Here is a 24,313-nt window from a genome sequence, read left to right on the forward strand (position 1 = left end):
ACCGGCCATTGAGGACCCGTCGATAGCCGCCTAAAAGATCTTGATCCACAGGTCTTGACGATTGCTCGAGCTACCCCGACCACCAACTCAAGCGGCTACTTGAGAACGGCACCCGGATCCGCTGCCTCTTCCTAGACCCCAAGGGCGAAGCGATCAAAGCGCGGGAGCGGGAAGAGAGCTACACCGACGGCACGCTCCAGACGCTGACCGCCCTCAACATCAGCATGTTGACCCGCCTCAAAAGCAGACTCGCCCCCGAGGCCGCCAAACGCCTTGAGATCCACGTCTACGACGAGACCATCCGGTTCAACATCCTGATCGTGGACGGCACGACATGCGTGGTTCAGCCGTACCTGCCAGCGGCCCGCGGAGTGGACTCACCTACGCTCGTCATCACCGACAACACCGCCGCTGACGGCCTGTTTCCCGTCTTCGATCAGGTCTTCACCTCTATGTGGGGCGGAGCAAACCCGTATGACCGTTGACGCCCGCGCGCTACTGCCCATAGCCGAGCAGGCCGTCACCATCGCCAGTGAAATCGTCCGAACCCGGCTCCCCGGAACCGTCACCACCAAAGGCGACCGCGACATGGTCACCGAGGTTGATTACGCCGTCGAGCACGCTGTCCGCGAGTTCCTGTCCCGCGAGACACCTGAGATCGGGTTTCTCGGCGAAGAGGAAGGCATCAGCCGTACGGGCGACGGGCTCATGTGGGCACTCGATCCGGTGGACGGGACTGCCAACTTCACCCACGGCATCCCGCTCTGTGGCATCTCCCTTGGTCTCGTGGACCACGACCGATCGATCCTCGGAGTGATCGACCTGCCGTTCCTCGGCTCGCGGTACGCAGCAGCCGAAGGAGCCGGAGCCACCGCCAACGACCAGTCGATCAGCGCCAGCGGCACAGATGCTCTGGATGCCGCGATCGTGTCCGTAGGGGACTACGCCGTAGGCAACGGCGCGGAAGCCAAGAACCGGGTACGTCTGCCGCTCAACTACCAGCTCGCCACCCGAGTGCAGCGAGTCCGAATGTTCGGATCAGCCGCCGTCGATCTCGCCTGGGTCGCCGAAGGAAAGACCGACGCCTGCATCATGCTGTCCAACAACCCCTGGGACACCGCCGCAGGCGTCCTCATCGCTCGCGAAGCCGGAGCCATCGTCACCGACATCGACGGAAGCCCGCACAGCACCAAGTCCCGCGCCACGATCGCTGCTGCCCCGAAGATCCTCGCCGATCTCGTCGAGCTCGTCGCCGGAGCCAAGAAGGACGCAGACCGCGGCGCATAGCTTGCAAATTGTTTAATGCCGCCGGATTTGGGGATGAGGTCGCGCCATTGCAGGAGAAGTCTGCACTATACGGGCGATGACGATAGGCGCGGATCCATTCGCATCGGCCACCTGGGCGAACTGCACAGGGATATGCCCCAGTGCCTGCGAAGGTCGGACTTGCTAGCATGATCGAAATGACGGCACGGGACCAGGACGCCTACGCCGGAAGAGGCGCCACCCGCCGAGGAGGGGGCACCGTGGCGGAACGCGTCGTCGAGCTCATCGATCAAGTTCTTGTCGATCACCGCGAGCTCATGCTGCTGGACTGGGACGGCGGCAACGGGCAGCCAGAAGGAGGCCTTTCGCCATTCGACCTTGCGGACCAGGCGAATAGCTCTGGGGCCTGGTTCCTGACCAGTGGGAACGTCGCCTTCATTGTCGGCGGACACTCCTTCCATAAGGCGACCGTCGTCTTGGAACGCTGGGACGGTGAGCCACCGCAGGATGAGGGATGGGCCAAGGTCGTCGACGCGACCATGTTCTTGTCTTCCGGCGTGGTGTATGTGACAGGAACCGCCGGTCCGCCCTCGGGCAGGATGCTCAACCTTCAGGCACGCGGACAAGAGTGGAATGTTCGCGCCGGCGTACGCTCACTCGGTAACGGCCCGACGGGTGAGTATCCACCAGACAACATCGAAGAGTTTCGCATGCAGTTCTGGATTTGCGCCGGTTTGATAGACTCACCAGGGCTTGAAAACGTGCGGCGGCGTAGGCGCCGCGGACTGTAGACCCTCCGTTTTGCGTGCGCCAGACAATTCAGCATTGCCGAATTGTTCTCATAAGTATCAAGGGCGGCGCTCCGCGCCGCCTCGCGGCCCTGCGCCCGCTCGGCGGCCGGGCATGCGGCCTGGGGGCCGGTCCCGGCCGCCGGCAGCTCAGGCCGCACGTAGCGCAAGGTTCCTGCCGCCCAATTCATTCGTCACTTAACAGGACGCCTGTTTCGACCTACGCCGCCATAGACTCAGGCCTTCATTCAAGGCCGTTCGCGTTCCGTCCACGCGTTGGACCGCGCCCGGCCGATAGTGCTGCACACGAGGGTCACACCGTTGAGGCTGAGAAAAACGAACAAGTGCCACGATGGCATCACGAACCTAGAGGATGCCAGCCCGAAGCAGATCCCCGCAGCGAGCCACCCGCAACTAATCAGCAGGAAGCCCATACCTACCTTGAACCAGAGCGAGCGCCGATACTCTTGCACGGCACAGACTCTTTCACGGAATACGCGGTGCCGAAAGATCACCCCTGGTGAGGGTTAGTACCTGCTCGAAAGCATGCCTCCGGCGGGGGCCTCGGCTCCGGGATGATCGCCCGCGCGTGAGATGGGGTCCGTAGCTGGCTGAGGTGGAAGCCTGATCGTCCCGCATGCCACGACCCAGGCAAGCCCAGCAGACCGACTCCTACGGCTCAAGCCCGTCCGTGACCGTTGGCATCCGGTGATCGAGGAACGGCGACCGGCTCGCGTACACGCGAAGACGGGCTTGCCCCTCCGTCGCCGGCCCGCTGCCGCTTCGCGGTGGCTCGAGGCACACGGGAAGATCAGGAGCCGAAGGCGTGCGCAGAGCGCGCATTTCAAGATCCGGCACATACGCGGAACGCCGCCGATGGAAGATGGTCGAAGCGGCGCCGGGCCGCAGGTCAGAGGCCCACTCCCCCGTCAAGATCAATCCCACTCATAATCCGAAGCCGCGTGCCGTTGTGTGCCCGTACGGTCAGCGATCATTGGGGGACTCACGGCGACTGGATCGGCACACGCCCGGGTCAGCGTTTTCGCAGCTCAGACCGCATGATCTTGAAAGACTTCCCAAGCTGACAGTGCAGGTTCGGTATGGCGAGAATAGGCGCATGGCCTATGACGCAGACGACCCCAGCGGACTCGTTGGTGAGGAACTGAACACCGTCGCATTCGTGATGGACTACGTCGAGTTCCACTTCAACGGACCGAAGCTCACAGCGCTCACGGACCCACACGTACAGATCGGTTCCCAGACCTGGATCTTCCCCCAGGCAGGATCACGAGACGCCCTGTGCACCCTCATCGGGCGAACGGTCCAAGCTGTCAGCATCAAGACCAATGAGTGCATCCTGCTCGACTTCGGCGAAGCCATACTGACCATCCCCCTCGATGAGGACAATCGTCACGGCCCGGAGGCCGCGCACTTCTTCCCTGTCAACAGGGACGGGAGTTGGCGTCCGGAGGGGATGAGGATCTGGTAGTCGCCGTTGGCCTGCGATCAGGAAGGCTCAGGCACGGTGGCGGTTGCAGTTTGGGTTGCAGTTCGGGGCAGTCCAGAGCCGTTCAGATCGGACCGCGCATGAGCGCCCTGCATTGAACTGCCCTGAACCATGATCCGCCGAGCTTTTAATCCGCGAGCACACGACACCGGTATCGGAAGCAAAGCGCACGGGTTGGCGCCCCGCTACCATCTTCCCGTATCCGGGAGGATCCAGCGCATGGACGCAATGCAATTCGAGGAAAACGTGCTGGAACCGTACGGGTTGCTGCCCGTCTTCTGCGGCACCTGGTGTAGCGAGCCTGATGTGCTGGAGGTGGCCCGCAGGTTGGGCGCTGACCCGTCCTCGGCCGAGCCTGCCACCTGGCAACTACGGGAGGAGGACACTGTGCTCATCGGCAACTTCGGCGCCTGGACGCTGGCGCTGGAGGAACAGCTCTGGAGGGGCAATGACAGGCAGACCCTCGGGAACCTGTCGAGCGGCGGCCATCAGGCGCTGAACTACTGGTGGGACGTCAATGGCGTTAGCTCCTTCATGTACGCTGCCGACGGCCGGCTGCTGGTCCGCTTCGAACCGGCCATGGGCCTGCGCGCCCACTGGTCAGGCGAAGACCCACAGGCATTAACCCCCTACCTGAACGGCCTCCCCCTAGGCGAAGGCACAGCCGACGACAGCCAAGCCCGCCTGGCCACCTTCGTCCTCATCAGACGCCTGACCGGCCACATCCTCGACAAAACCTGGCTCGACGCAGAACATCAGAGCTTTTGGCTCACCTGAAACCGGTGTAGCCGCACGCGACGATGCTGACGATCGTCACCAGCGCCGAGTGACGAGGGGTTAATCACGGTCACTCATGACCCGTCCAAAGCAAAGGTCAGCGCCACTACGAGCCGTGATCCATGCGATTCCCAAGCTGACAGCGCGGGTTCGATCCCCGTCACCCTCTCCAAACTCCAGGGGGCGATAAGCCACACCAGTGGATCATGCGCACTACGCGCTGAGCCTCTGGCACGCATACCGCTGATCAGGGTCTCTGAACTCCATGCCGTTCTCATCGAGAGCGTTGTAAATCATCACGCGGCCGTGCGGGAAGAGGAATCCGACAGCCACCATCCCTTGCGCCATGTCCTCATCCGTCCACGTCAGAAGCTCCACGGCCTGCAGCCTCTGCCCCTGTAATTTCGCCAGCTCGTCAGGCACGCCCCCTCGCCATGCCAGCCGGAATCCATCCCCCGCCCAATCCAGCGGCCGAGCCGGATCGACCGTGTTCCACGTGATCGAGATTTCATCGAAGTTCTGGTGGACGATCTCGACCTGCTCGCCCTCGAAGTCCAGCAGGACCAGGCCATCGCAGAACCAAACATCCTCGTCGAGGTCCCACACCAACAGAGCGCGGGTCAGCCTCCGCCCTTCCAGCATGGCCAGTCTCCGACTATGTGCGGCGGCGACCGCTGAACTCCCGCTCAACCATGCGGGCCTGTATCCACTGACCCCGAAGTCGAACATCTGACGATCATGCCGGGAGTTGGCATAAGGACGTCAAGCCCATACGAGCATGCTGTGGCACCGACAGGGAGAGCCGGCGTCCGTGCCAGAGCGTGCCAGAGTTGAGGGAGAAACGGCGTCACTCACGGGGACTGACGGTTACTCGACCCGCTCTCACCTGCACCCCCGTTTCTCCAGCTCAGCACGGCAAGATCAGCAGCCTATTCTAGTTTCTCGGGATGTGCAGCCACGAGTACAGCCAACGGGGTGAACGACGGCGGAACTCGGCGGACGTCCACGGACACCGCCTTTTGATCCGTAGGTTCAGGGTTCGAATCCCTGGCGCCCCACCACCACTGAGCTGGGCGTTCTCCTCAACGAGAGATCGCCTGATCATGGCCTGGGACACGGATGGGTCACACCTGGGTCATCCAGCCGCATCGCCCTCGGCGCACCTTGCGGGCGGTTCTGCGCGCCGCCGACAACACCAGGCGTGCCGTCGCCCTGGCCGCCCGGTGATGCAGCTCCGGTAGCACCGAGGTGTAGGTGTCGGCGGTCAACACGATGCTGGCGTGCCCGACCTGATCCTGTAACACCGGCAGATCCACATGCGCGGCCAGCGCCATCGTGACCGCACCGTGCCGCAGGTCGTGCAACCGCACCGGCGGCAGCCCGCTCCTCTCCACCAGCCTATGGAACCGGTAGGTCAGATAGTCCGGCGCCACCGGGCTGCCGCCCCGGCGAGTGAAGACGTGCGCCGTGTCGTCCCAGGCCTCCCCGCGACATGCCTTCTCCGCCCGCCGGTCGCGTTCATGACGGCGTAGCAACCGCACCGTCTGCGGATCCAGCGCGACCGTGCGCCTGCCAGCCGCGCTCTTGGGCGGGAACGGGACCAGCTCCCCGCCGACGTGCACCAACTGCTGGACCACGGCGAGTTCGGCCGTCTCCAGGCTGAGATCCACCCAGCGCAGGCCGGCCAGTTCGCCCCGGCGAAGCCCGCGAAGTGCGGCCAGCCACCACAGCGGGAACAGCGGATCCCGCGGACGCCATCCAGGAAGGCCACGAGCTGCGGAATAGTCCACACCGCCACCGTGGGCCTCTCCCCTGTGGCCTTCCACGCCGCCACCCACCGGTCGGTCCATACCTGCGCCCTCGGACGCGGCGCGGCAGGCAACCTCAGGCCGCGGGCGGGATTGCTGTCGATCAGCCCTTCCCGGACGGCCTCGCTCAAGGCGGCCCGCAGCGTGGCGCGGATCCGCTCCCAGCGACGCCGCCGCCAGCGGTCTGCCGTACCGATTCCGACGTCCGGCCAACGCCGTGAACATTCGCCGTACATCGCGGGCGGACAGTTCCGACAGTACGATCCGTCCCAGCGCCGGGACCAGGTGCAGCCGGACGTGATCCGCATACCCCTGACGCGTCCTCGGCCGGATCCCCTGATCGGTCGCCAACCAGTACCGCAGCCACTGCGCCACCGTGCACCAAACTCGGTGTGGGGGAGCCGGTCGGGGCGTTTGACCACTTCGCCACACGCGAGCGGCCCGAACGCAGCCATGACGTCGATGCCGTGAGAGGCTTCGAAATCAGCCATGCGGATAGCCCCCAGGTGCAGGCCCGTCTGGAGGATGAGAAGGAGGGGATGGTGGGCAGGATCGGGGACGACAAGGTGGAGAACGCTCTCGCCGAGCTGGCCCGTCGCAACCCAGAGGAGGCCGATCAGGCGCGCGCCGTGTTCGATTCGCTGACCTTCGGGGAAGGAGTCGAGACCGTCACCCTGTACGGGCTCCAGTACTGGCTGTGGTACCTGCTGCCGACCAAGTGGTGGACCGACCTGACCGAACACCAGCAGCTCGCCACCGCGCTCGGTGCGTTGTTCGACCTGCTGGAAATGCCACGGTACGCCGCCGCCTGCACCTCCGAGACAACCAAGCAGGTCCTGATGGCCTGGCACCAGGGCCGCGACGCCGGGTTCAAGGCGTTGGAGAAGGCCATGAACGCCTCCGGCGTACAGCCGCCCGATGTCGAGGAGATTTTGACCTGGGGGCGGGTGATGGGCGTTCAGGAAAGTGATGCTTTCCAGGCGACAGCGGCCCATCTGGAGATGGCGATCGCGGTGGGTGAGTTCGCTCCTGGCGCCCGTGGCTGGCGCGCAGACGCCGAGCGGATCACCGGCGAGTTCCTCACCTCCCCTTGCGCCGCGGGCGAGCAGAGCCGGCTGGAACGCATTCACTCCGAACGAATGGAAGGCTGGGCCCGGTCCCGTGGGGCGGCCCGCGCCCGCCTCACGAAGATGATCGCCTCGCGGATCATGTCACCGGCGCCGGTTCCCGAGGATGCAGAGATGCGGCTGGCACCGGTCCGCTGGCTGCTGACCTTGGCGGCTACCGACGGCGGCGTCCCGCTCACCGCCAACCACACCCTGGCCAGGGCCGTCGTCGCCGAAGGCTGCCGTCGCTTCGGCTGGCTCACGTTGACCGGCAGACCACGCTCCGAGTCCGACATCCCCGAAGCCTGGACCCTGCGAGAGTTTGTCCGGCAGCTCGGTGCCGTCCGGCGCAGCAAGCGTGCCCTGGTCCTCACTCCGGCGGGCAAACGCTTGGCAGGGGCCGATACGGCCACACTGTGGTCGGCCGTGACGGCCGCGCTGATCCCATCCGATCCCGCCGAGGGCGTCGCGGCGGAGGTCATCTTGATGCTGCACCTCACCGGGGGGCCCACCGGCTATCTCGAGCGGCGCGCCGCCGTTGCTGAGACCATGGCCGGTGAGGGCTGGCATGACCCTGCCAGCGGAGCGCCCATCCAGGTGGATGACGTCGGCTGGCTCATGGGCGCGATCCACCGCCGCCTGGATCTGCTCGGCCTGTTGCACCGGCAGCGCAGCCTGGGTGATCCCGGCGACCACCTCACCGACGCCGGGCGCGCCGCCGCACAGGCGGCACTCCGGGCCCGTGCCCTGCGGCCACGCACCGATGTCGGATCCGGATAGCCCGACAAGGCGTACCTTCGTCGGCTTTCGGAGGCGCTCCGCCGTCGACTGATGACGGTCGCACTGGCAGGTGCCGGTTACCACCTCGGGCTACGATCGTTGCCCGTGCAGCGGATGAATCGAGAGCAGTTCTATGCCACGCTGGCTCCCCTCGATGAGGAGCGCTTGAAGAAGACGCTCTGGACGCTGTATTGGCGCGGATCCGCTCAGCTGAGGGAGAGGATCGAGGCAGAGCTGACCCCAGAGGAGCACAAGCCCGCAGCCAAGAGCGCCAAGCAGACCGTGGACGCCCAGTCGGTGTTGGACGACGTACGCCGGTTCGTGGAGCTGGCCCGGGCCGGGGCCTATATGGCCGGTGATCGGCGTGTCTCCCCCAAGGAGCGGACCCGGTGGCGTTTCACGTTCACCCGCTTGGCCGAGGACGCCAAGGCGGCGCTGGCGGTGGACGCGGCCACCGGGGCGCAGGCGCTGAAGCTGCTGATCGACCTGGCCGATGAGACATGTGACTATGACTACTTCCGGTCCGACGACCCGATGGCCGCCGCGCGTTTCGTGGTCTCCGATGCGGTCGCGTTGCTTTGGGCCACCTATCTCAATCCGTATGGCTTCTCCGGATTTGCCGAGCGGGCAGCGCCAGAGTTGATCCGCTGGGAGCGGGCGTACGGGTGGACCCGGCGCGGGGACGGGCCGACGGCCGAGAAGGAGACCACACTGGCCGACGTGCTGGCGCGGCTGCTACGCGGGATCGATGCGTGGCTGGACTTCACCGACCGATATCTCTCCGCACTGGATCGGCTGGCCGAGGGCGGCGCCAAGACACGGGTGCCGTGGCGGGACACGGGCTTCGAACGCCGTGAGCGGGCCAGGAATCTTGCCACCTGGCATCTGCTGGTGCTGGAACGGCTGGCAGACGCCGAGGCCGACGATCGGTTGGAGAGGCTGGTGACGCACCCGGCTCTGGCTGGTCCCGAACTACGGTATCTGCGTGCGCGGCTTGGCCGGCAGCGCGGGGAGACCGACACGGCGCGTGCCCTGATCCGCGAGTGCCTGGAGGAACTGCCCGGTCACACAGAGTTCCACGACTTCGCCCGGGAGGTCGGCGCGGAGCTTCCAGGACGGGCACAACACGTGACGGACCAGCTGTTCGGCAGGTGAATGATGTCTGGGTTCACCAAAGATGACCTGCGGACGTTGGCCGGAGGCAAGTCCTATGACCGCGGTGTCGATTACGTCGACGCCGTCGATGACCTACAGGTCGACGGCGGAAAGATCTTCGCGACTGTGTACGGCACGGAGCCGTATGAGGTGGAGTTGACCGTCGGCCGTCGTGGCCTGGACGGTGCGTGCGATTGCCCGTGGGGGCAGGACGGCAACTTCTGCAAGCACTGCGTCGCGGTCGGCCTGGTCTACCTGTTTCGGCGGGAACATGGCGAGGCCGTGCCCGACCGGTTCGATCTGCGTACCTATCTGGCATCGCTGGATCCGCAGGCACTTGTCGCACTGCTGATGGAACTGGCCGAGGGCGACCGGAGCATCCGGCGGCGGCTGGAGGCACGCGCGGCGGCCGCTCCGGTCGGAGCGGCCGACGCGCAGGATCTACGCGAGCGGATCGACCGCGTACTCCGGATCCGTGGTCATGTTGGCTGGGATGACAGCTGGGGCTACGCGGACACCGTCGGTGCCATCACCGACGAACTGGACCGGCTGCATCAGGTTGGGCAGAGCGCCGCTGTCGCCTCCCTGGCCCAGCGGGCCATGGAACGAGTGGCGGAGAACTACGAGTTCTTCGACGACTCCGATGGCCAGATCGGCGAGGCGAGCCGGGCGCTGGTCGCGGTCCATGCCGCTGCCTGCGCCGCCACCGGCGGCGATCCCGTGACGCTGGCCTCATGGCTGCTGGAGCAACAGCTTGGCGATGCCGACGTGCCCGAACTGTCGATCGACGATTACGCGGACGCGCTCGGCGAGGCGGGGGTGGCCGCCTATGGCGAACAGTTGCGGCGGATCTGGGAGGAGCGCTCGCCCCGCACGGACTGGCGTACGGACGCGCTGATGCGCGAGTACGCCAGGGCGCGGGGAGACGTTGACCTCCTGGTCACAGTGCTCGGTCGCGGTAGCCGTCCCGACTACTCGGGCATCGTCGAAGTGCTGACCGAGGCGGGGCGCGACCGGGAGGCGCTGGAGTGGGCCGAACGGGGATTGGCCGCCGCAGACGGCGCCTACGATCGACGCTTGGCCGATTTCGCCGCCACCGCCCATACTGCCGCCGGTCGCGGCGATGGGGCGTTGGCACTGCGCCGCGCCCAGTTCGAGCGCGACCGATGCCTGGTGGTCTACCAGGCGCTGCACGCGGCGGCGACGCCGGACCGCTGGCCAGAACTGCGCGCCTGGGCGCTGGGGTTACTACGTCATGACGTGGGTACGGCGCGGCGTGGTCCGTCCTCGTGGCAGCCGCCCTCCACACTCGTGGACGTGCTGTTATGGGAGAACAGCAATGAGGAGGCGTGGCAGACGGCGGTGGAGTTCGGCGCCGTCGACGGCCAGTGGTTGCGGCTGGCTCGATCGCGGGCGGAAACTCACCCCGCCGAGGCGATTCCCGTCTACGAGCGCCTGGCCGAGAGCAAGATCTCGCTCATGAAGAACGACGCCTATGCCGAGGCTGCCGGCCTCGCCGTACAGATCACGAAGCTCTACGACCGGCTCGGCCGCGAGGCCGACGGACGCGCCTATGTGGAGCGGCTGCGCACCACCCACAAGCGCAAGCGCAACTTCATGGCGGAACTCCAGCGGCGTGCCCTTTGATGATCTATCGGGCCGGTCGGCGTGTCAGCGGCGACCCGAACGATCGATGTCGGCGTCGTGCCGTCCGCGCGATACCGTCCCCGTCATGGTGACGGAGATGTCGATCGGTTGTGCCGTGTTCGCCGCCGCTCGTGCCTTGGCATCGTGGGTGGGGAGCGGACGTGCGGTCACTGCAGGTGGTGCGCTCAAGCCCGCGCTGGTGCCGGAAGCCGCCAGGACGATAGGCGTGGGGTGCCCGGCCAAGGTTCGGCGGCTGAGCGATGTACCGGAGGTGCATCAAGCCTGGGTGACGGCTCTGGCGGCGGGACTCGTCACGATCTCGGGGACGCGTGCCGTACAGGACAAGAACGTGGCGGAGCCGGGCATCACGGCCTGGTACGCGGCGCTGGGGGAGGTAGTGGCGGCGCAGGTCACCGACCCCTGCGATGTCGATCCGCGAATCTGCTGCCTGGTGACACTCTCCGTTCTGACCGACGAAGAACCGCCCTTGGGGGCGGCGTTACGGACCGCCGTCGAGAACGAGATGCGCCTGCGGCGCGACTGGGACTGGCGCGCCACCGGCCTGACAGAACGACATCCGGTCGATCAAGTGGTCGGCATCCTGCGGGACTTCGGCGCACTGGACGCGAGGCTCGCGGTGACCGCCCTTGGCGAGCACGCGCGGCGGGAGCTGCAGCGTCGACTGCCCCTGCCCATCACTCCGGAGCTGACTGCGGCCGAGGTGCTACAGCGGCTGGCCACGGCGCCGGAGGAAGACGCCGATGAGTTGCTATGGCGCTGGCGGATCCCGGGTGATCCTCGTTCGACCAGCTTGGTAGACCGGCTACCGGAGCTGCTGTGGGCCGCCGGGGAAGCCTCCCCCGCCGGGCGAGTCAGCGTGATCGAGGTGGCGGCCGCGCGAGGAGAGAACTCTGAGCCTCTCTGGCAAGCCGTGCGGGACCATCCCGTGCTCGGCCCGCATGCCCGCTGGCTGCTCGGGGCGGCCGATTCCGTCCGGGACCGGCGGTGGCTGGCAGTCGACTTGGCGCTGGCCGCACTGGAGCGCTACAGCGCGAGGGACGCCTGGTATGTCCTGAAGGACATGATGAGCGGTGACCTGCACGCAGACGTGCGCGACAGCCGGCACCCAGAAGCTGCGCGGCTGTTGAAGGCATTGCCGGCCGCGCCACCGCGGATCCCGGTCTATCAGCTCAAGATCTCTTTGTTCGGCGGGTTGTGGCGGCGTGTCCTGGTGCCGGAGAACTACTCGCTGGGCGCACTGCATCGGGTGATCCAGGTGCTGTTCGGCTGGAGCGGCGATCACCTGCATCTCTTCGAGCACGGCAAGCGCCGCTACACCGACCCTTTCTACCCGCTGGAGAATTGCGGGGATGAGGAGCTGTGCCGGCTGAACCGGGCGCTGCCCGCCCTGCGGACGAAGCTCACCTACACCTACGACCTCGGCGACTGCTGGCGGCACGAGATCGTCCTGGAGAAGATCCTCGACCCGGAGATCGACATCCCGATCTGTGTCGACGGGCATGGCGACAACCCGATCGAGGACTACAACTCCGACTATCCCGAAGAGCCGGTGCCGTTCGACCAGGGCGCCGCCAACCAGACGCTGGCCGAGCGCTTGGCGTGCCAGACTGCCGTGCGTGATGACGATCACGATCGACGAGGCACTTACCCGGTTCCTGAACGAACAGCGGGCCCGATTGGCTCCGCGGACCTTTCACACTTATGAGGAGGTGATCGACCTCTTCCGGGACTGCATGAACATGTACGGTCCCAACATCCTGGACGAGGGGGACGAGAAGCGGTGGCGCGAAGCCTTCGACAACGGTGACGAGGACGCCTTCACCCGACTGCTGGACGCGGGATACATAGAGAGCATGCTGAGCGAGTTTCTCGGCTATTGCATGATCCGCAAAGTGATGGCGGGCCAGGGACTGCTACGCGCTGCCGGAACCGTCACCAAGAAGCTCGTCACATGGCTCGCCGAGCAGGGCGTGATCGACCGGGAAATGGCAGCCGCCCAAGCCGCGCGAGCCGCCGATGCGGCGCGCGACCTGCCCAGGGCGGACCGTCTGGCCGAGGCGCTGCACCAGTTGTCGCTGAAGACTCCGCATCGTGATCCGGATACCACTGATCGCTGGGTGGAGGAGGGCATTCCCCTTCCGATCACAAAGGTTGAGCCGGGCAAGCTCTGGTTCGACGAGAACATCGGTCCGCTGGACGTGCCATCGGAGATCAGCGACCTCGCCCGGATCGGGTGGGAGGTGACGGTGGTGCTGGCCTTCACCCGGAACCGATGGTGGCTGGTCGAGGTTGGCAATGTATATCCATGACCCTGGGTACATAGCCCGGGACTCTGGGCTGGAGCGGGCTCTACGGCAATTGCACCGCCTGTCGAAAGCCGGAGCCACCGGGCCTGCTCATGGGCCTCTGAGGTATACCTATTGCTATACTCCATAGGTGGCCGGAGAGGAATGGGACGTCTACCTCGTAACCGAGGTCCGCGAATGGATCGAGCAGCTCGACGATGCCACCCACGCCAGGGTGGTGCAGGCCATCGACGCACTCGCCGAAGGTGGCCCCGGGCTGGGACGGCCGCTGGTCGATACGATCAGCGGATCGTCGATTCAGAATCTCAAGGAACTCCGGCCTGGCACGGTACGCATCCTGTTCGCCTTTGACCCGTGGCGCTCCAGCATCCTGCTGGTCGCCGGTGACAAGGCCGGGCGATGGAAAAGCTGGTACGAGGAGGCCATTCCGCTGGCCGAGCACCGGTTTGAGGTCTATCTAAAGGAGCGCGCTCAGCAGGAGGAGGGCAGATGAGCGGGTACGTTCGCTGGAACGATATCCGGGCGAAGCATGTCGAGCGGGCCGGCGGCGAGGAAGCGGTCGAAGCCGGTAAGCGGGAGCTTCTGGCCGAGGTCCAGGGGCATCGGCTGGCGGAGATCCGCCGCAGCCGTGGCCTGACTCAGCAGCAGGTGGCCGAGCGCATGGGGGTCACCAAGGGGCGCATCTCTCAAATCGAGCAGGGCAAGATCTCTGGCCAGGACATCCTGGCCCGCTACGCGGCCGCCCTTGGAGGCCGACTCCACCAGTCGATCTACTTCGATGACGGTGATATCGCCGCGATCGCTTGACCAACTCGATCAGAACGTCATGCTGGGCGCGGTAGCCGACTTCGGCGACTACTCCGCGTAGGGCGCGTGAGCAACCCAGTGATGGTCAAGCGATCCGTGTTTGCTCGCTGAATCGCTCCGGGTTTCGTGGAGGCCCTGAAGCCAGCATGATCCTGCTGGCGGAAGGGAGAATGGCGGACGAAACGGTGTAAAACGACACGGTGCGACACCGGGCGACACTGATCTATGGCGCTTTTAATCCGTAGGTTCAGGGTTCGAATCCCTGGCGCCCCACCATCAACGAGCTGGGCAGACTCCCGAATGATGATCCCTCGGAAGCCTGCCCGGTTGCATTTCTGGTTGCAGTTGTGCAGTTGTCTGTTCAGTCGGCCCACAGCTCGCGGCCCATCCTCGCGACCGCGTCACCGGCCAGATTCTCCGTCACATGGGTGTACCGCTTCGTCGTGGTGAGCTGGGAGTGCCCCAGGATGACCTGAACGACCCGCATGTCCACGCCCTGTTCCAGGAGGAGCGTCGCCGCCGTGTGCCGGGCGTCGTGAACCCTGGCATCCTTCTCGACCTCGGCCAGGCGGAGCAGTTCCTTCCACTCCTCCCAGTCGTGCCGCGCCTCGATCGGGCTACCGTCCGGCTCACACCAGACGAGATCCCGGTCCTGCCACCTCTCCCCCGCCGCTTCACGTTCTGCCGCCTGGGCTTCACGGTGGAGCTTCAGGAGGGGAATCAGCGGCGGAGGGAGCGGGACCGTTCGCCGGCTCTTGCCCTTGGGCTTCACGAACGCCCAGCCGCCGATGCGCTGTGGGCAGGACGGGGCGTGCTTCGTGCAGTCCGGGGCGCAGAACTTCGGGCACTTGCCGTCGTGCCTGTCGCAGGGGGCCGGGCACCGTTGTTTGACGCAGGTGTGCCGTCGTCCGGACGTCCGCTTGGCCTTGGGACAGTCGGCCGGGCACGGGTACCGGTGACGGTCGGCTCCGCACGCGTGCGGATCGTCGCAGCCGTGCCGGTAGCGCTGGTGCTTGATCTGCCAGGAGATCCGGAGTTGCCCCTTCTTCAGGTCCACGTACTTCCACCGCAGGCCCAACGCCTCACATTGCCGAAGACCAAGCGCGAGAGCCACCGACCAGCGCGTACCGTTCCGGCGATCCTGGGCGACGTCGAGGATGTCGCGCGCTTCATCCTCGGACAGTGGCTCTATCTCGACCTCTTCGCCGTTGGGCGCGTCGATCAGGCCGCAGACGTTGCGGCTGATGATCTCGCGGCGTAAGGCCAGCTTGATCGCCCGCGAAAGGATGCGATGGATCTGCAAGACGGTGTTCGGCTTGAGGTCCTGCTGGTTCAGCCAGCCATAGAAGGCGTCCAGATGCTCCGGCCGGAGCCGATCAAGGGCGGCGCTCCGCGCCGCCTCGCGGCCCTCGCCCGCTCGGCGGCCGGGCGTGCGGCCTGGGGGCCGGTCGGGCCGCCGACGGCCCGGGCCGCCCGCCGCACGAGCAGGTGCCGTGTGACCTCGTCGGTCAGCGGTTGAGCCCCTTGCGGTAGCGCAACTTCCTGATTGGCAGGACCTCACTGCGGTCAAGGACGAGCGCACCATCGTGGTGCCAGCCATTTCGCTCATAGAAGGAGCGTGCTCGCGTGTTCCCTTCCAGAACCCAGAGGGTTGCCTCGGCGTATCCAGCCGACGCCATGGCGTCGAGGACAGCGGTGATCAGTGTTTTGCCCACGCCAGTGCCCCAGACGTCGGGGAGCGTGTAGATCGAGCCGATCATGCCCACCTGCACGGAGTCGTCATCCTCGTCGTCAGTGGGATAGAAGCGCGAGTATCCAACAACGTGGTCAGTCTGCTCAACGAGCAACGTGCCTGCCCCCGCGCCCCCGGCGCGGGTCAGCAAGCCTTCCCACGTCTTCGTCAGCGGCTCATGGTCGAGACCATCCAGGTAATCGTCCGACAGAAGCCCACGGAAGGCCGCACGCCATGATGTCCTCTGGACCCTGGCCAGGGCCGGGGCATCTTGCTGCGTGGCGAGTCTGATTCGAAGTGTCACGTGGTCTTCTCCCATAGCGCCGTCTCTCCGCGTGTTCGCAGACGCTAGCCGTGACCGGGGCGGACGCAAAGCGATTATTTCTCTCGCGCAGCCCACCTTCGTTCCTGCGGCCCTTACCTAAGGTTCAGGGTTCGAATCCCTGGCGCCCCACCACCACTGAGCTGGGCATTCTCCTCAACGGGAGATCGCCTGATCATGGCCTGGGACACGGATGGGTCACACCTGGGTCATCCAGCCGCATCGCCCTCGGCGCACCTTGCGGGCGGTTCTGCGCGCCGCCGACAACACCAGGCGTGCCGTCGCCCTGGCCGCCCGGTGATGCAGCTCCGGTAGCACCGAGGTGTAGGTGTCGGCGGTCAACACGATGCTGGCGTGCCCGACCTGGCCCTGTAACACCGGCAGATCCACATGCGCGGCCAGCGCCATCGTGACCGCACCGTGCCGCAGGTCGTGCAACCGCACCGGCGGCAGCCCGCTCCTCTCCACCAGCCTATGGAACCGGTAGGTCAGATAGTCCGGCGCCACCGGGCTGCCGCCCCGGCGAGTGAAGACGTGCGCCGTGTCGTCCCAGGCCTCCCCGCGACATGCCTTCTCCGCCCGCCGGTCGCGTTCATGACGGCGTAGCAACCGCACCGTCTGCGGATCCAGCGCGACCGTGCGCCTGCCAGCCGCGCTCTTGGGCGGGAACGGGACCAGCTCCCCGCCGACGTGCACCAACTGCTGGACCACGGCGAGTTCGGCCGTCTCCAGGCTGAGATCCACCCAGCGCAGGCCGGCCAGTTCGCCCCGGCGAAGCCCGCGAAGTGCGGCCAGCCACCACAGCGGGAACAGCGGATCCCGCGGACGCCATCCAGGAAGGCCACGAGCTGCGGAATAGTCCACACCGCCACCGTGGGCCTCTCCCCTGTGGCCTTCCACGCCGCCACCCACCGGTCGGTCCATACCTGCGCCCTCGGACGCGGCGCGGCAGGCAACCTCAGGCCGCGGGCGGGATTGCTGTCGATCAGCCCTTCCCGGACGGCCTCGCTCAAGGCGGCCCGCAGCGTGGCGCGGATCCGCTCCCAGCGACGCCGCCGCCAGCGGTCTGCCGTACCGATTCCGACGTCCGGCCAACGCCGTGAACATTCGCCGTACATCGCGGGCGGACAGTTCCGACAGTACGATCCGTCCCAGCGCCGGGACCAGGTGCAGCCGGACGTGATCCGCATACCCCTGACGCGTCCTCGGCCGGATCCCCTGATCGGTCGCCAACCAGTACCGCAGCCACTGGGCCACCGTGCACCCCGCCCCGATCGGACCTCCCTGCTCGGCTGCGATCAGCTGCCGCCCGGCTTGTTCGGCTTCGCCCCCGCTTGCAGGTCCCCCCGATCCAGGAGATAGACCTGACCACAGTCCTCCATCTCCACATCCATCCGCTTCGTGTGCACGACAGAAGACGCGTCTCTGCTCATGGGCGGGAAGCATAGAGTCCGTCACCGACAATTTCTGCCGGAGCGTAGCGGGATCGATCAAGGTCGGAAAGCCCACTAGCCAGAGCCCGCCCAATTACATTTCCTGTTGAAGTTCAGGGGAGTTCAGAGCCGTTCAGGGTGGACCTTACATGCCCGCTGAACGGCATTGAACTCTCCGGAACGGCCCAAGATCGACTTTTAATCCATAGGTTCAGGGTTCGAATCCCTGGCGCCCCACTCATCCGACCTGCAGATCTACCTATTTCGTTAGTCGCCGGATGACAGCGTGATTCATGTGGGACACATGTGAGTCACACCCGAACCGGGCGTTTCCCTTGCTCAGCCCGAGCCGTCTCGCGTGCGGCGGCCAGCACGAGCTGAGCTGCCTTTCGGGCACTGTCGAGGTACAGCTGCGGCAGTACCGACGCGTAGATGTCCTCTGCCGCGCCGGTTTTGTCGGCGGGGCGATCTAACGTCCCGGCCATGACTTCAGCGACGCAGGCGTACACGTACGCCGCGCCCTCCTCCCTTGTCGACGGTCGTCTCGGACTGGCGACCTCCGGCGGGCGGGCCCTGTCCGGCCCGGCCGTGGCCCCCCGCTTCTTCAGCGGCGTGGTGACTCAGGCACCCCCCGCCGCGGCGGCCCTCCTCGGCATCGCCGACGTGGCGCTGGCCCGCTACCACCAGCCACAGGCGCGGCCCGGCTGGGTGCGCGACCCGGTGGTGACGTGCAACGGAGACCGGCTGCGGTTCGAGTCGTTCTCGGCCTGTGGCGGCGTGTACGCCCGGCTTGATCTGCTGAACGGCGCGCTCGACGGCGAGGTGTTCGACCGGGGCACCACCAACGTCGATGTGAACGCGCCGCTCCGGGAGGCGCTGGCGCGCGTCGGCGCGCGTGACCCGTTGCACCTGGGGGTCGGGCTCGACGAGCTGGTCGTGACCACGATGGACGGCGCGGTGGTGGAGAAGAAGGTTCCGCTGCCCGAGCGCTGGTTACGCGGATTCGCCGAGGTGCAGGTCATCGCCTCGGGCATGGACCAGCGCGGTGAGCTGACCGGCATGGCGGCGGTGCGGTTCCTGCGCGGGCTGCCCAAGAAGGGCACGGTGTGGGTGGCTCAGGCGGGGCGAGAGCTGAAGGTCTCCGACCGTCAGGTTCCGGGCTCGGTCCAGCTCGCCGGCCCCAATCGGCTCGGCACCCTCCTGCCGCTGCTGCGCTTCGCGAAGTCCCTCCGGGTGTACGGCCCGGCCGACGCCGCCTCCAGCGCCTGGGAGCTGGAGCTGCCGGGGATGCGCTACACGCTCACCCTCTCGCCCGAGCGCTGGCGCGGCTTCTCCGGCGAGGGCGCGGTGCTCGACGACCTGGCCACCGACGAGGCCGAGAACGACGCCGACGTAGTGGGCATGCTGCTCAACTTCGAACCCGAGGTCGAGATCGGCCTTCTGGCCGACCGCGCGGGCATCCCCGCCGACCGGGTGCGGGCCGCGCTGACGCAGCTCGGCGTCGCCGGCCGGGTCGGCTACGACCTGTCGGAGGCCGCCCACTTCCACCGTGAGCTGCCCTATGACAAGGACAACGTGATCCTGCTCAACCCGCGGCTGGCCAAGGCGCGCAAGCTCGTCGACGCGGGCGCCGTGCACCTCGAAGGCGAGTCGGCCACCATCCGCACCTCGGGCGGCGCGCGCCGGGTCTCGCTGACCGACGGCTCCTGCACCTGCGAGTGGTGGTGGGACCATCGCGGCTCCCGTGGGCCGTGCAAACACGTGCTGGCCGCCCGGATCGTCGCCCGCGCCGCCGTGGAGGTCTCCCGATGACTCTCTGGACGGAGATCTGCGACCTGGTCGCTCGCAACCAGGTCACCCGCCTGACCGACCGGCTGGTCACGCTCACCGAGGAGGAGCGCGCCGAGCTGGGTGGGCGGTTGCCCGGCCTCGTCAAGGAGCTGCGTCGCGCCCGCACCGAGCAGGTGCGGGCCCAGCATCCTGACGACTTCGAGGAGATGGCCTCCTGGGAGGTCGGCGACCTGCTCAACAAACTGGCCGACGCGCTGCTGCTGACCGGTGTCGGCGTCATCACCGGCCCGGCAGCCGCCGTGACGTGGATGACCAGCCGCGACGTCAACCGCCGCTGGGCCGAGGACCCCAACGTCGCCCAGGTGTGCCGGGTGGCGGCCACCCGTCCCTGGGAGTGGCGTCGCGATGTCGCGGTCCGGCTGGCCCAGCGGCTGCGCCGGCCCTCCGACCGCATCGCGCCGCTGGCCGTGGCTCTGCTGCGCGAGTCCGGCGCCGTGCCGCCCGACCACGACCCGCTGGTGGCCGCCTGGCTGGCCGCGCCGAGCGCGGCCGATGACCCGCTGACCCCCGTGCTGCTGCCTCGTGTCTTCGACGCCGACGGCGCGGGCCGCGCCCTCCGTGACGAGCGGCTGGAGCCCCGGCCAACCCGCTGGCTGACCGCCGCCGCCCGCGAGCTGTCCAGGGAGCAGGTGCTCGACGGTTGCGTGAGCCGTTTCCTACGCGGCGGCGAGGCGCAGGACCTGCGGTTCTTCGTCCGGCTGCACATGCTCCTCGACCCCACGCCCGCGGAGTCCGCGCCCCGCCTGCGCGACTACCTGCGGTTGTTGCCGTCGGCTCCCGGCACGGTCGCCGAGCTGGCCGCCGGGCAGGTGCGCGGGGCGATGCCGCTCGACCACGCCGACCTGGTCGAGGCGGTCGACGCACTCACCTTCCGGGACGAGGCCAAGCTCGCCGCCACGGGCCTGCGCTGGCTCGACCAGGCGATCCGGGCCACGCCCGAGGCGGCCGCCGACTTCGTGACCGCGCTGACCACGGCGTACGCGCACAAGTCCTTCGACGTGCGCTACCGCGCGGCCGAGCTGACCCTGAAATACGCCGACCTGTTCGCCGACCACGCCGAGGCGATCCTCGACGGCGTCCGCCACCTCCCCGCCGACCTGGGCGCGAAGCTGGCCGAGCAGTTCGGCGGGGAGACCCCGGTCGAGGAACTGCTGGGGCAGAAGGAGTTCCCGCCGCTGCCCGAGCTGCCGGAGGTGCGGCGGTTCCCCGAGCCGTCGATCTCCCCCTCCTACTCCTACTCCTACCACGAGCGTTGGATCGGCCAGGAGCGCTGGCTGGCGGCCTTCGTCGCCGGGATCGCCGACGACCGGGCGAAACTGCGCCGCAAGCTCAAGCCCCACGTCGAGCAGGACCAGGGTTACTGGCGGTCCAGGGAGGTGCGCCTCGACCCCGACGACTGGCAGTCGGCGCTGTCCGCCGAGCTCGTCACTCCCGGGAGCGTGCCGGAGCTGCCGCCGATCGAACCGGAGAAGTTCTGGGACAACGCGAACCACTCCGTAGGCGTACGCGCCCTCACCCGTGGCGAGGAGCCCGACCCGGAGCCGAGGCCCCGGCGGATCATGGTGGGCGGCGCCTACCGGCCTGGCCGCTACCTCGACGACGACGCCCCGCTGCGCGCCTTCTTCATCACCTGGACCAGCGACGACGGCCCGGACGGGGCGGTGGCCCACGAGGGCGATCGGCAGATCCCCTTCGCCAGGGGCCGGATCCACCTGTACGGATCCCCCACCGACGTCGAGCAGCCGCGGCATTTCGGCGCCGACGACGAGCAGGACGAGGAGGAGGACGAGGAGATCTACGACGACAGGCTGCCGGATCGCCTCCGTCCGGTGCTGACGAGGCCCGGCGTCTTGTACGACGACTCCGTGGGGGCCATGCCGTCCTTCATCCTCGACCTCGCCTACGAGCGCATGGCCGAGCTCGGCGTGGACCCCGCCCGGATCGCGGCGATGCGGGCGGAGGAGCAGGTGCCCCCACCGGGCCCAAGCGAGCCGCTCGTGGAGGTGACCGTCGTCTTCGTCCCGCCCCGGCTGCGTTCCTTCATGCCCAAGGAGTTGCCCGAGCACGACGAGTGGCGGCGGCGCAACCAGCTGCCCCACCCCAATCGCGTCTCTCCGCCCCACGATTTCCTGCTGCACCGCTACGCGGAACTCGCCGAGGCCCTCCGAAACGGCACCCTGCCGCCCGTGCTGCTGGCCACACCGACCTGGATGAGCGGCCACCTCGACCCTGACGTACTGGTCGACCGGCTGGAGACCTGCGCCGCCGCCGGGGTGGAGCCGCCCCCGGCTGACCTGGCGCAGGCGCTGCTGCGCTTGCCCCGGGGCAGCCACCAGGCCGCGGCCGACCGGGCCGCCAAGGTCGACTCGGAGGCGGCGCGCTCGGCCGCACGCTGGCTCGCCGGTGACGGCATGGCCGACCCCGAGTGCGGCCACGTGTGGCGCCACATGGTCGGCGCGTCCATGGTGGACTTCGGCGACAGCGAACCGGAGCACTTCACCGAGGTCAGGCTGCAGCCGGTGTTGCGGGTGACGGCCCCGACCGGCCATCGGCTGATCGACGAGGTGCTGCTGCGTCAGCCGTTCGATTGGACGGTCGACGAGTTCGGCAGCACGCTCCGGGCGTGGCCCGCCATGCTGCCCTCGCACCGCGAGGTCGTGGCCGTCAACTTCCTGCCCTTCCTGCTACGCGGCCGCTGGGGCGCGTGGGTGACGCCCACGGAGATCACCGGCCTGGAGATCGCCCAGGGCCCGATGGGCGAGTCCACGGCGGTGATCCTCGCCTTTCTCCTGGCCGACAGCGTGCCCGGCATGATCCCGCTGGTCCTGAGCATGGCCGCCAGGGGCGAGCTGCCCGCCGAGGCGATCGGCCGCCAGCTCGCGCTGGTGCTGCGCCGCACCTGGCGGGAGACCCGCCCCGCCATCGCGGCCCTGACCGAACTGGCCGACGCCGGCGGCCACCACGAGGTGTGGCGCATCCTGCGCGCTCTGCTGCCCGGGATGTTGCCGGGCGAGGGGCAGCGCATCACCGTGACCCACGCCGAACTCGTCGCCTTCGCCGCCGACGTGGCACGTTGGACCGGCGCGCGCGGGGAGATCCCGGTCGTCGGCGAGTTCGCGCAGAGCCGCCGGACGATCCGCTTCGTCCACGAGTGCAAGCGCCTCCACGCCCAGCTCACCGGAGCCACGTCATGACCTCTGACGACATCCGTACCGAGATCAGGAATCTCGTGCTCAACCGCGACGCCGAGGGCCTGGCGTTGCGGTTGCCGAAGCTCACCGACGCCGAGCGGGCCACCGTCGCCGCCGAGTTGCCGGGCCTGCTCGCCGAGCTCCGCGAGAGCCCGCTGCCGGCCGCCACTGTCGGCTGGGACACCTTCAACTGGACCGCCGACGATCAGGTCACCGGCCCGTCCGAGGTGCTGATGATGGTGGGCGCGGCGACCATTCCCGGCCCGGCCGGGGTGGCCACCTGGTTGATGAAGCGCGACCTCAATCCCCGCTGGTCCGGCGCACCGAGCCCGCACCGTCTCGTGAAGGCGGTCTCCGGTCGCCCGGTGGCCTGGCGTGCCGATCTGGCGGTACGGCTCGCGCGCCGCATCCGCCGTCCCGACGACCGGATCGTGCCGCTGGCCTTGGAACTGCTGCGCGACGGCGAGGCCACCCCACCCGACCACGAGCCGCTGGTGGCGGCCTGGTTGTCGGCGGTGGGCGTGGCCAAGGACCCGCTCACACCCCACCTGCTTCCGAAGATCTTCGAGGCGGCCGGCGCGGGCCGGGCGCTGGTCAACGAGACGCTTACCCCGAAGCCGTCCCGCTGGCTGGCCCTGGCCGCCCGCACGCTGCCGCGCGAGCAGATCATCACCGGCTGCGTGAGCCGTTTCCTGCTCGGCGGCGACGCACAGGACCTGCGGTTCTTCGTCCGGCTGCACACGCTCGTGGCGCCCACGCCGGAGGAGTCGGCCGGGCGGCTGCGCGACTACCTGCGTCTGCTGCCCACCGCGCCGGGCCCGGTAGCCGAGCTGGCCTGGCAGCAGGTGCGCCAGGCGCGTCTCGACCCGACGGACGTCGCCGAGGCCATCGAGGCGATGACCTTCCGCCAAGAGGCCAAGCTCGCCGTGAAGGGCCTGTCCTGGCTCGACCGTGACCTCGCCACCACACCGGAACGTGTGGCCGACCACGTCACCGCGCTGACCAACGCGTACGCGCACGCCTCTCACGAGGTGCGCGACCGCGCGGTCACCCTCACCCTCAAGCACGCCGACCACTTCACCGACCCCGCCCCGATCCTGGAGGCGGCCGAGCTGCTGCCCCCGGCCTCAGCCCGGCAGCTCTTCGAGCGCTTCGCCGAAGGCTGGACCAGCGACTTCACCCCCGGTCGCCTGCCCGAGGTCATCATCCCCGGCCCGTTCCCCGTCTCCGGCCTGGAGAGCGGCCCGCCGGAGGAGATCGGCTGGATCGACGTCGAGGCGTGGCTGGCGGCGGTCACTCGGGAGGCACATACGAACCCGGACTCCCTGAAGGAAACGCTGGCCCGGCGGTTCGGCGAACACCTGCGCCCGGTGCTCTACGACGCGCAGACGTGGCAGTCCCCGCGTGACTGGTGCACCGCGCTGGCCAGGGAACTCGTCAACCCCGGCGAAGATCCGGGGCCGCCCATGTCCCGCCCTCCGAGGCAGCGCCCGTCGTACCGGAAGACGATCTCCGATGAGCAGCGGGCCGACGCGGAGCATGCCTTCCCCGGCCTGTCCGGCGACCTCGGGCAGGCCCTGTACGACGGCATGGTGAACATCGCGGCCACGGCCTTCCAGTTGTTCCCCGGTCTCCGCACGGTCGTCCCGCTCCACGAGATGCCCGACTACGTACAGGAGGAGATCCTGCGGACGATCGACGTCCAGACCGACCTTTACAACGCCGACCTTTACAACGCCGACCTTTACAACGCCGACCTTTACAACGCCGACCTTTACGACCCGAAGGCGCGACCTGCGCCCGCCCCCTGGAACCG

Annotated in this window: 22 protein-coding genes; 16 read left to right on the forward strand and 6 right to left on the reverse strand. The window is 67.8% G+C overall.

The window, feature by feature from the left end:
* Positions 1-116 precede the first annotated feature (116 nt).
* The 5 genes from IMZ11_RS38020 to IMZ11_RS38040 all read left to right on the forward strand — a co-directional run bounded on the left by IMZ11_RS38020 (position 117) and on the right by IMZ11_RS38040 (position 4,338).
* Entirely contained in the window at positions 117-485 is a 369-nt protein-coding gene (locus IMZ11_RS38020; protein WP_228647678.1) for a DUF5919 domain-containing protein, read from the forward strand.
* Positions 475-1,287, forward strand: coding sequence for an inositol monophosphatase family protein (locus IMZ11_RS38025; protein WP_228647639.1), 813 nt, complete (start codon positions 475-477; stop codon positions 1,285-1,287). The genes IMZ11_RS38020 and IMZ11_RS38025 overlap by 11 nt, the downstream gene beginning before the upstream one ends.
* A gap of 239 nt (positions 1,288-1,526) precedes the next feature.
* Complete coding sequence (locus IMZ11_RS38030; protein ID WP_228647641.1) at positions 1,527-2,057, forward strand: hypothetical protein; 531 nt, start codon at positions 1,527-1,529, stop codon at positions 2,055-2,057.
* Between the two features lie 1,114 nt (positions 2,058-3,171).
* Complete coding sequence (locus IMZ11_RS38035; RefSeq protein ID WP_228647643.1) at positions 3,172-3,543, forward strand: hypothetical protein; 372 nt, start codon at positions 3,172-3,174, stop codon at positions 3,541-3,543.
* Between the two features lie 237 nt (positions 3,544-3,780).
* Positions 3,781-4,338, forward strand: a complete 558-nt coding sequence (locus tag IMZ11_RS38040) for a DUF6461 domain-containing protein (RefSeq protein WP_228647645.1) — start codon at positions 3,781-3,783, stop codon at positions 4,336-4,338.
* Positions 4,339-4,551: 213 nt separating this feature from the next.
* On the opposite strand, the gene IMZ11_RS38045 is transcribed toward IMZ11_RS38040, so the two are convergent.
* Together IMZ11_RS38045 and IMZ11_RS38050 are read right to left on the reverse strand one after the other, a co-directional pair.
* The gene (locus IMZ11_RS38045) at positions 4,552-4,980 is read right to left on the reverse strand and encodes a hypothetical protein (RefSeq protein WP_228647647.1); all 429 of its coding nucleotides are present in this window, start codon (positions 4,978-4,980) and stop codon (positions 4,552-4,554) included.
* 482 nt (positions 4,981-5,462) lie between these two features.
* A complete protein-coding gene (locus IMZ11_RS38050; protein WP_228647649.1) occupies positions 5,463-6,128 on the reverse strand; it encodes a site-specific integrase in 666 nt (221 codons plus the stop codon).
* Positions 6,129-6,538: 410 nt separating this feature from the next.
* On the opposite strand from IMZ11_RS38050, the gene IMZ11_RS38055 reads away from it, so the two are divergent.
* From IMZ11_RS38055 to IMZ11_RS38085, 7 genes are all read left to right on the forward strand, one after another.
* Complete coding sequence (locus tag IMZ11_RS38055) at positions 6,539-8,032, forward strand: hypothetical protein (RefSeq protein WP_228647652.1); 1,494 nt, start codon at positions 6,539-6,541, stop codon at positions 8,030-8,032.
* Between the two features lie 105 nt (positions 8,033-8,137).
* Positions 8,138-9,187, forward strand: coding sequence for a hypothetical protein (locus tag IMZ11_RS38060; protein WP_228647654.1), 1,050 nt, complete (start codon positions 8,138-8,140; stop codon positions 9,185-9,187).
* 3 nt (positions 9,188-9,190) lie between these two features.
* Positions 9,191-10,834, forward strand: coding sequence for an SWIM zinc finger domain-containing protein (locus IMZ11_RS38065; RefSeq protein ID WP_228647656.1), 1,644 nt, complete (start codon positions 9,191-9,193; stop codon positions 10,832-10,834).
* Between the two features lie 85 nt (positions 10,835-10,919).
* Positions 10,920-12,560, forward strand: coding sequence for a plasmid pRiA4b ORF-3 family protein (locus IMZ11_RS38070; protein WP_228647658.1), 1,641 nt, complete (start codon positions 10,920-10,922; stop codon positions 12,558-12,560).
* Complete coding sequence (locus IMZ11_RS38075; protein ID WP_228647660.1) at positions 12,472-13,164, forward strand: hypothetical protein; 693 nt, start codon at positions 12,472-12,474, stop codon at positions 13,162-13,164. Before IMZ11_RS38070 ends, IMZ11_RS38075 begins: the two co-directional genes overlap by 89 nt.
* 127 nt (positions 13,165-13,291) lie before the next feature.
* The gene (locus tag IMZ11_RS38080) at positions 13,292-13,654 is read left to right on the forward strand and encodes a type II toxin-antitoxin system RelE/ParE family toxin (RefSeq protein ID WP_228647662.1); all 363 of its coding nucleotides are present in this window, start codon (positions 13,292-13,294) and stop codon (positions 13,652-13,654) included.
* A complete protein-coding gene (locus IMZ11_RS38085; RefSeq protein ID WP_066939846.1) occupies positions 13,651-13,968 on the forward strand; it encodes a helix-turn-helix domain-containing protein in 318 nt (105 codons plus the stop codon). The genes IMZ11_RS38080 and IMZ11_RS38085 overlap by 4 nt, the downstream gene beginning before the upstream one ends.
* A gap of 361 nt (positions 13,969-14,329) precedes the next feature.
* Here the strand turns inward: IMZ11_RS38085 and IMZ11_RS38090 are convergent, their stop codons facing one another.
* On the reverse strand, positions 14,330-15,271 hold the full coding sequence (locus IMZ11_RS38090) for a tyrosine-type recombinase/integrase (RefSeq protein WP_228647664.1): 942 nt from the start codon (positions 15,269-15,271) through the stop codon (positions 14,330-14,332).
* Between IMZ11_RS38090 and IMZ11_RS38095 the strand changes: the two genes are divergently transcribed.
* Positions 15,260-15,487: a hypothetical protein gene (locus tag IMZ11_RS38095; RefSeq protein WP_228647666.1), complete on the forward strand. Its 228-nt coding sequence runs from the start codon at positions 15,260-15,262 to the stop codon at positions 15,485-15,487. The genes IMZ11_RS38090 and IMZ11_RS38095 overlap by 12 nt on opposite strands.
* Here the strand turns inward: IMZ11_RS38095 and IMZ11_RS38100 are convergent.
* The 3 genes from IMZ11_RS38100 to IMZ11_RS45780 all read right to left on the reverse strand — a co-directional run bounded on the left by IMZ11_RS38100 (position 15,477) and on the right by IMZ11_RS45780 (position 17,455).
* Positions 15,477-16,004, reverse strand: coding sequence for a GNAT family N-acetyltransferase (locus tag IMZ11_RS38100; protein WP_228647668.1), 528 nt, complete (start codon positions 16,002-16,004; stop codon positions 15,477-15,479). The two genes, IMZ11_RS38095 and IMZ11_RS38100, sit on opposite strands and share 11 nt — an antisense overlap.
* Positions 16,005-16,220: 216 nt before the next feature.
* On the reverse strand, positions 16,221-16,886 hold the full coding sequence (locus IMZ11_RS38105; protein ID WP_228647670.1) for a site-specific integrase: 666 nt from the start codon (positions 16,884-16,886) through the stop codon (positions 16,221-16,223).
* A 434-nt stretch (positions 16,887-17,320) separates the two neighbouring features.
* The gene (locus IMZ11_RS45780; protein ID WP_255707696.1) at positions 17,321-17,455 is read right to left on the reverse strand and encodes a hypothetical protein; all 135 of its coding nucleotides are present in this window, start codon (positions 17,453-17,455) and stop codon (positions 17,321-17,323) included.
* Between the two features lie 483 nt (positions 17,456-17,938).
* Here IMZ11_RS45780 and IMZ11_RS38110 point away from each other — a divergent pair, with 483 nt between their 5' ends.
* The 3 genes from IMZ11_RS38110 to IMZ11_RS38120 all read left to right on the forward strand — a co-directional run.
* A complete protein-coding gene (locus IMZ11_RS38110) occupies positions 17,939-19,267 on the forward strand; it encodes an SWIM zinc finger family protein (protein ID WP_228647672.1) in 1,329 nt (442 codons plus the stop codon).
* Complete coding sequence (locus IMZ11_RS38115; RefSeq protein ID WP_228647674.1) at positions 19,264-22,500, forward strand: DUF6493 family protein; 3,237 nt, start codon at positions 19,264-19,266, stop codon at positions 22,498-22,500. Before IMZ11_RS38110 ends, IMZ11_RS38115 begins: the two co-directional genes overlap by 4 nt.
* Positions 22,497-24,313: pentapeptide repeat-containing protein (locus tag IMZ11_RS38120; protein ID WP_228647676.1), on the forward strand; the 1,817-nt coding region annotated here is incomplete at its 3' end. The genes IMZ11_RS38115 and IMZ11_RS38120, both read left to right, overlap by 4 nt.

The sequence above is a fragment of the Microtetraspora sp. AC03309 genome (assembly GCF_020826795.1).
GTDB classification, from domain to species: domain Bacteria; phylum Actinomycetota; class Actinomycetes; order Streptosporangiales; family Streptosporangiaceae; genus Microtetraspora; species Microtetraspora glauca.

Excerpts from the sequence above, each read along its gene's own strand:
- IMZ11_RS38025 (WP_228647639.1), top strand. The coding sequence starts at position 475 with ATGACCGTTGACGCCCGCGCGCTACTGCCCATAGCCGAGCAGGCCGTC.
- IMZ11_RS38035 (WP_228647643.1), top strand. The coding sequence starts at position 3,172 with ATGGCCTATGACGCAGACGACCCCAGCGGACTCGTTGGTGAGGAACTG.
- IMZ11_RS38040 (WP_228647645.1), top strand. The coding sequence starts at position 3,781 with ATGGACGCAATGCAATTCGAGGAAAACGTGCTGGAACCGTACGGGTTG.
- IMZ11_RS38045 (WP_228647647.1), bottom strand. The coding sequence starts at position 4,980 with ATGCTGGAAGGGCGGAGGCTGACCCGCGCTCTGTTGGTGTGGGACCTC.
- IMZ11_RS38065 (WP_228647656.1), top strand. The coding sequence starts at position 9,191 with ATGTCTGGGTTCACCAAAGATGACCTGCGGACGTTGGCCGGAGGCAAG.
- IMZ11_RS38070 (WP_228647658.1), top strand. The coding sequence starts at position 10,920 with ATGGTGACGGAGATGTCGATCGGTTGTGCCGTGTTCGCCGCCGCTCGT.
- IMZ11_RS38085 (WP_066939846.1), top strand. The coding sequence starts at position 13,651 with ATGAGCGGGTACGTTCGCTGGAACGATATCCGGGCGAAGCATGTCGAG.
- IMZ11_RS38095 (WP_228647666.1), top strand. The coding sequence starts at position 15,260 with ATGGATCTGCAAGACGGTGTTCGGCTTGAGGTCCTGCTGGTTCAGCCA.
- IMZ11_RS45780 (WP_255707696.1), bottom strand. The coding sequence starts at position 17,455 with ATGAGCAGAGACGCGTCTTCTGTCGTGCACACGAAGCGGATGGATGTG.
- IMZ11_RS38110 (WP_228647672.1), top strand. The coding sequence starts at position 17,939 with ATGACTTCAGCGACGCAGGCGTACACGTACGCCGCGCCCTCCTCCCTT.
- IMZ11_RS38115 (WP_228647674.1), top strand. The coding sequence starts at position 19,264 with ATGACTCTCTGGACGGAGATCTGCGACCTGGTCGCTCGCAACCAGGTC.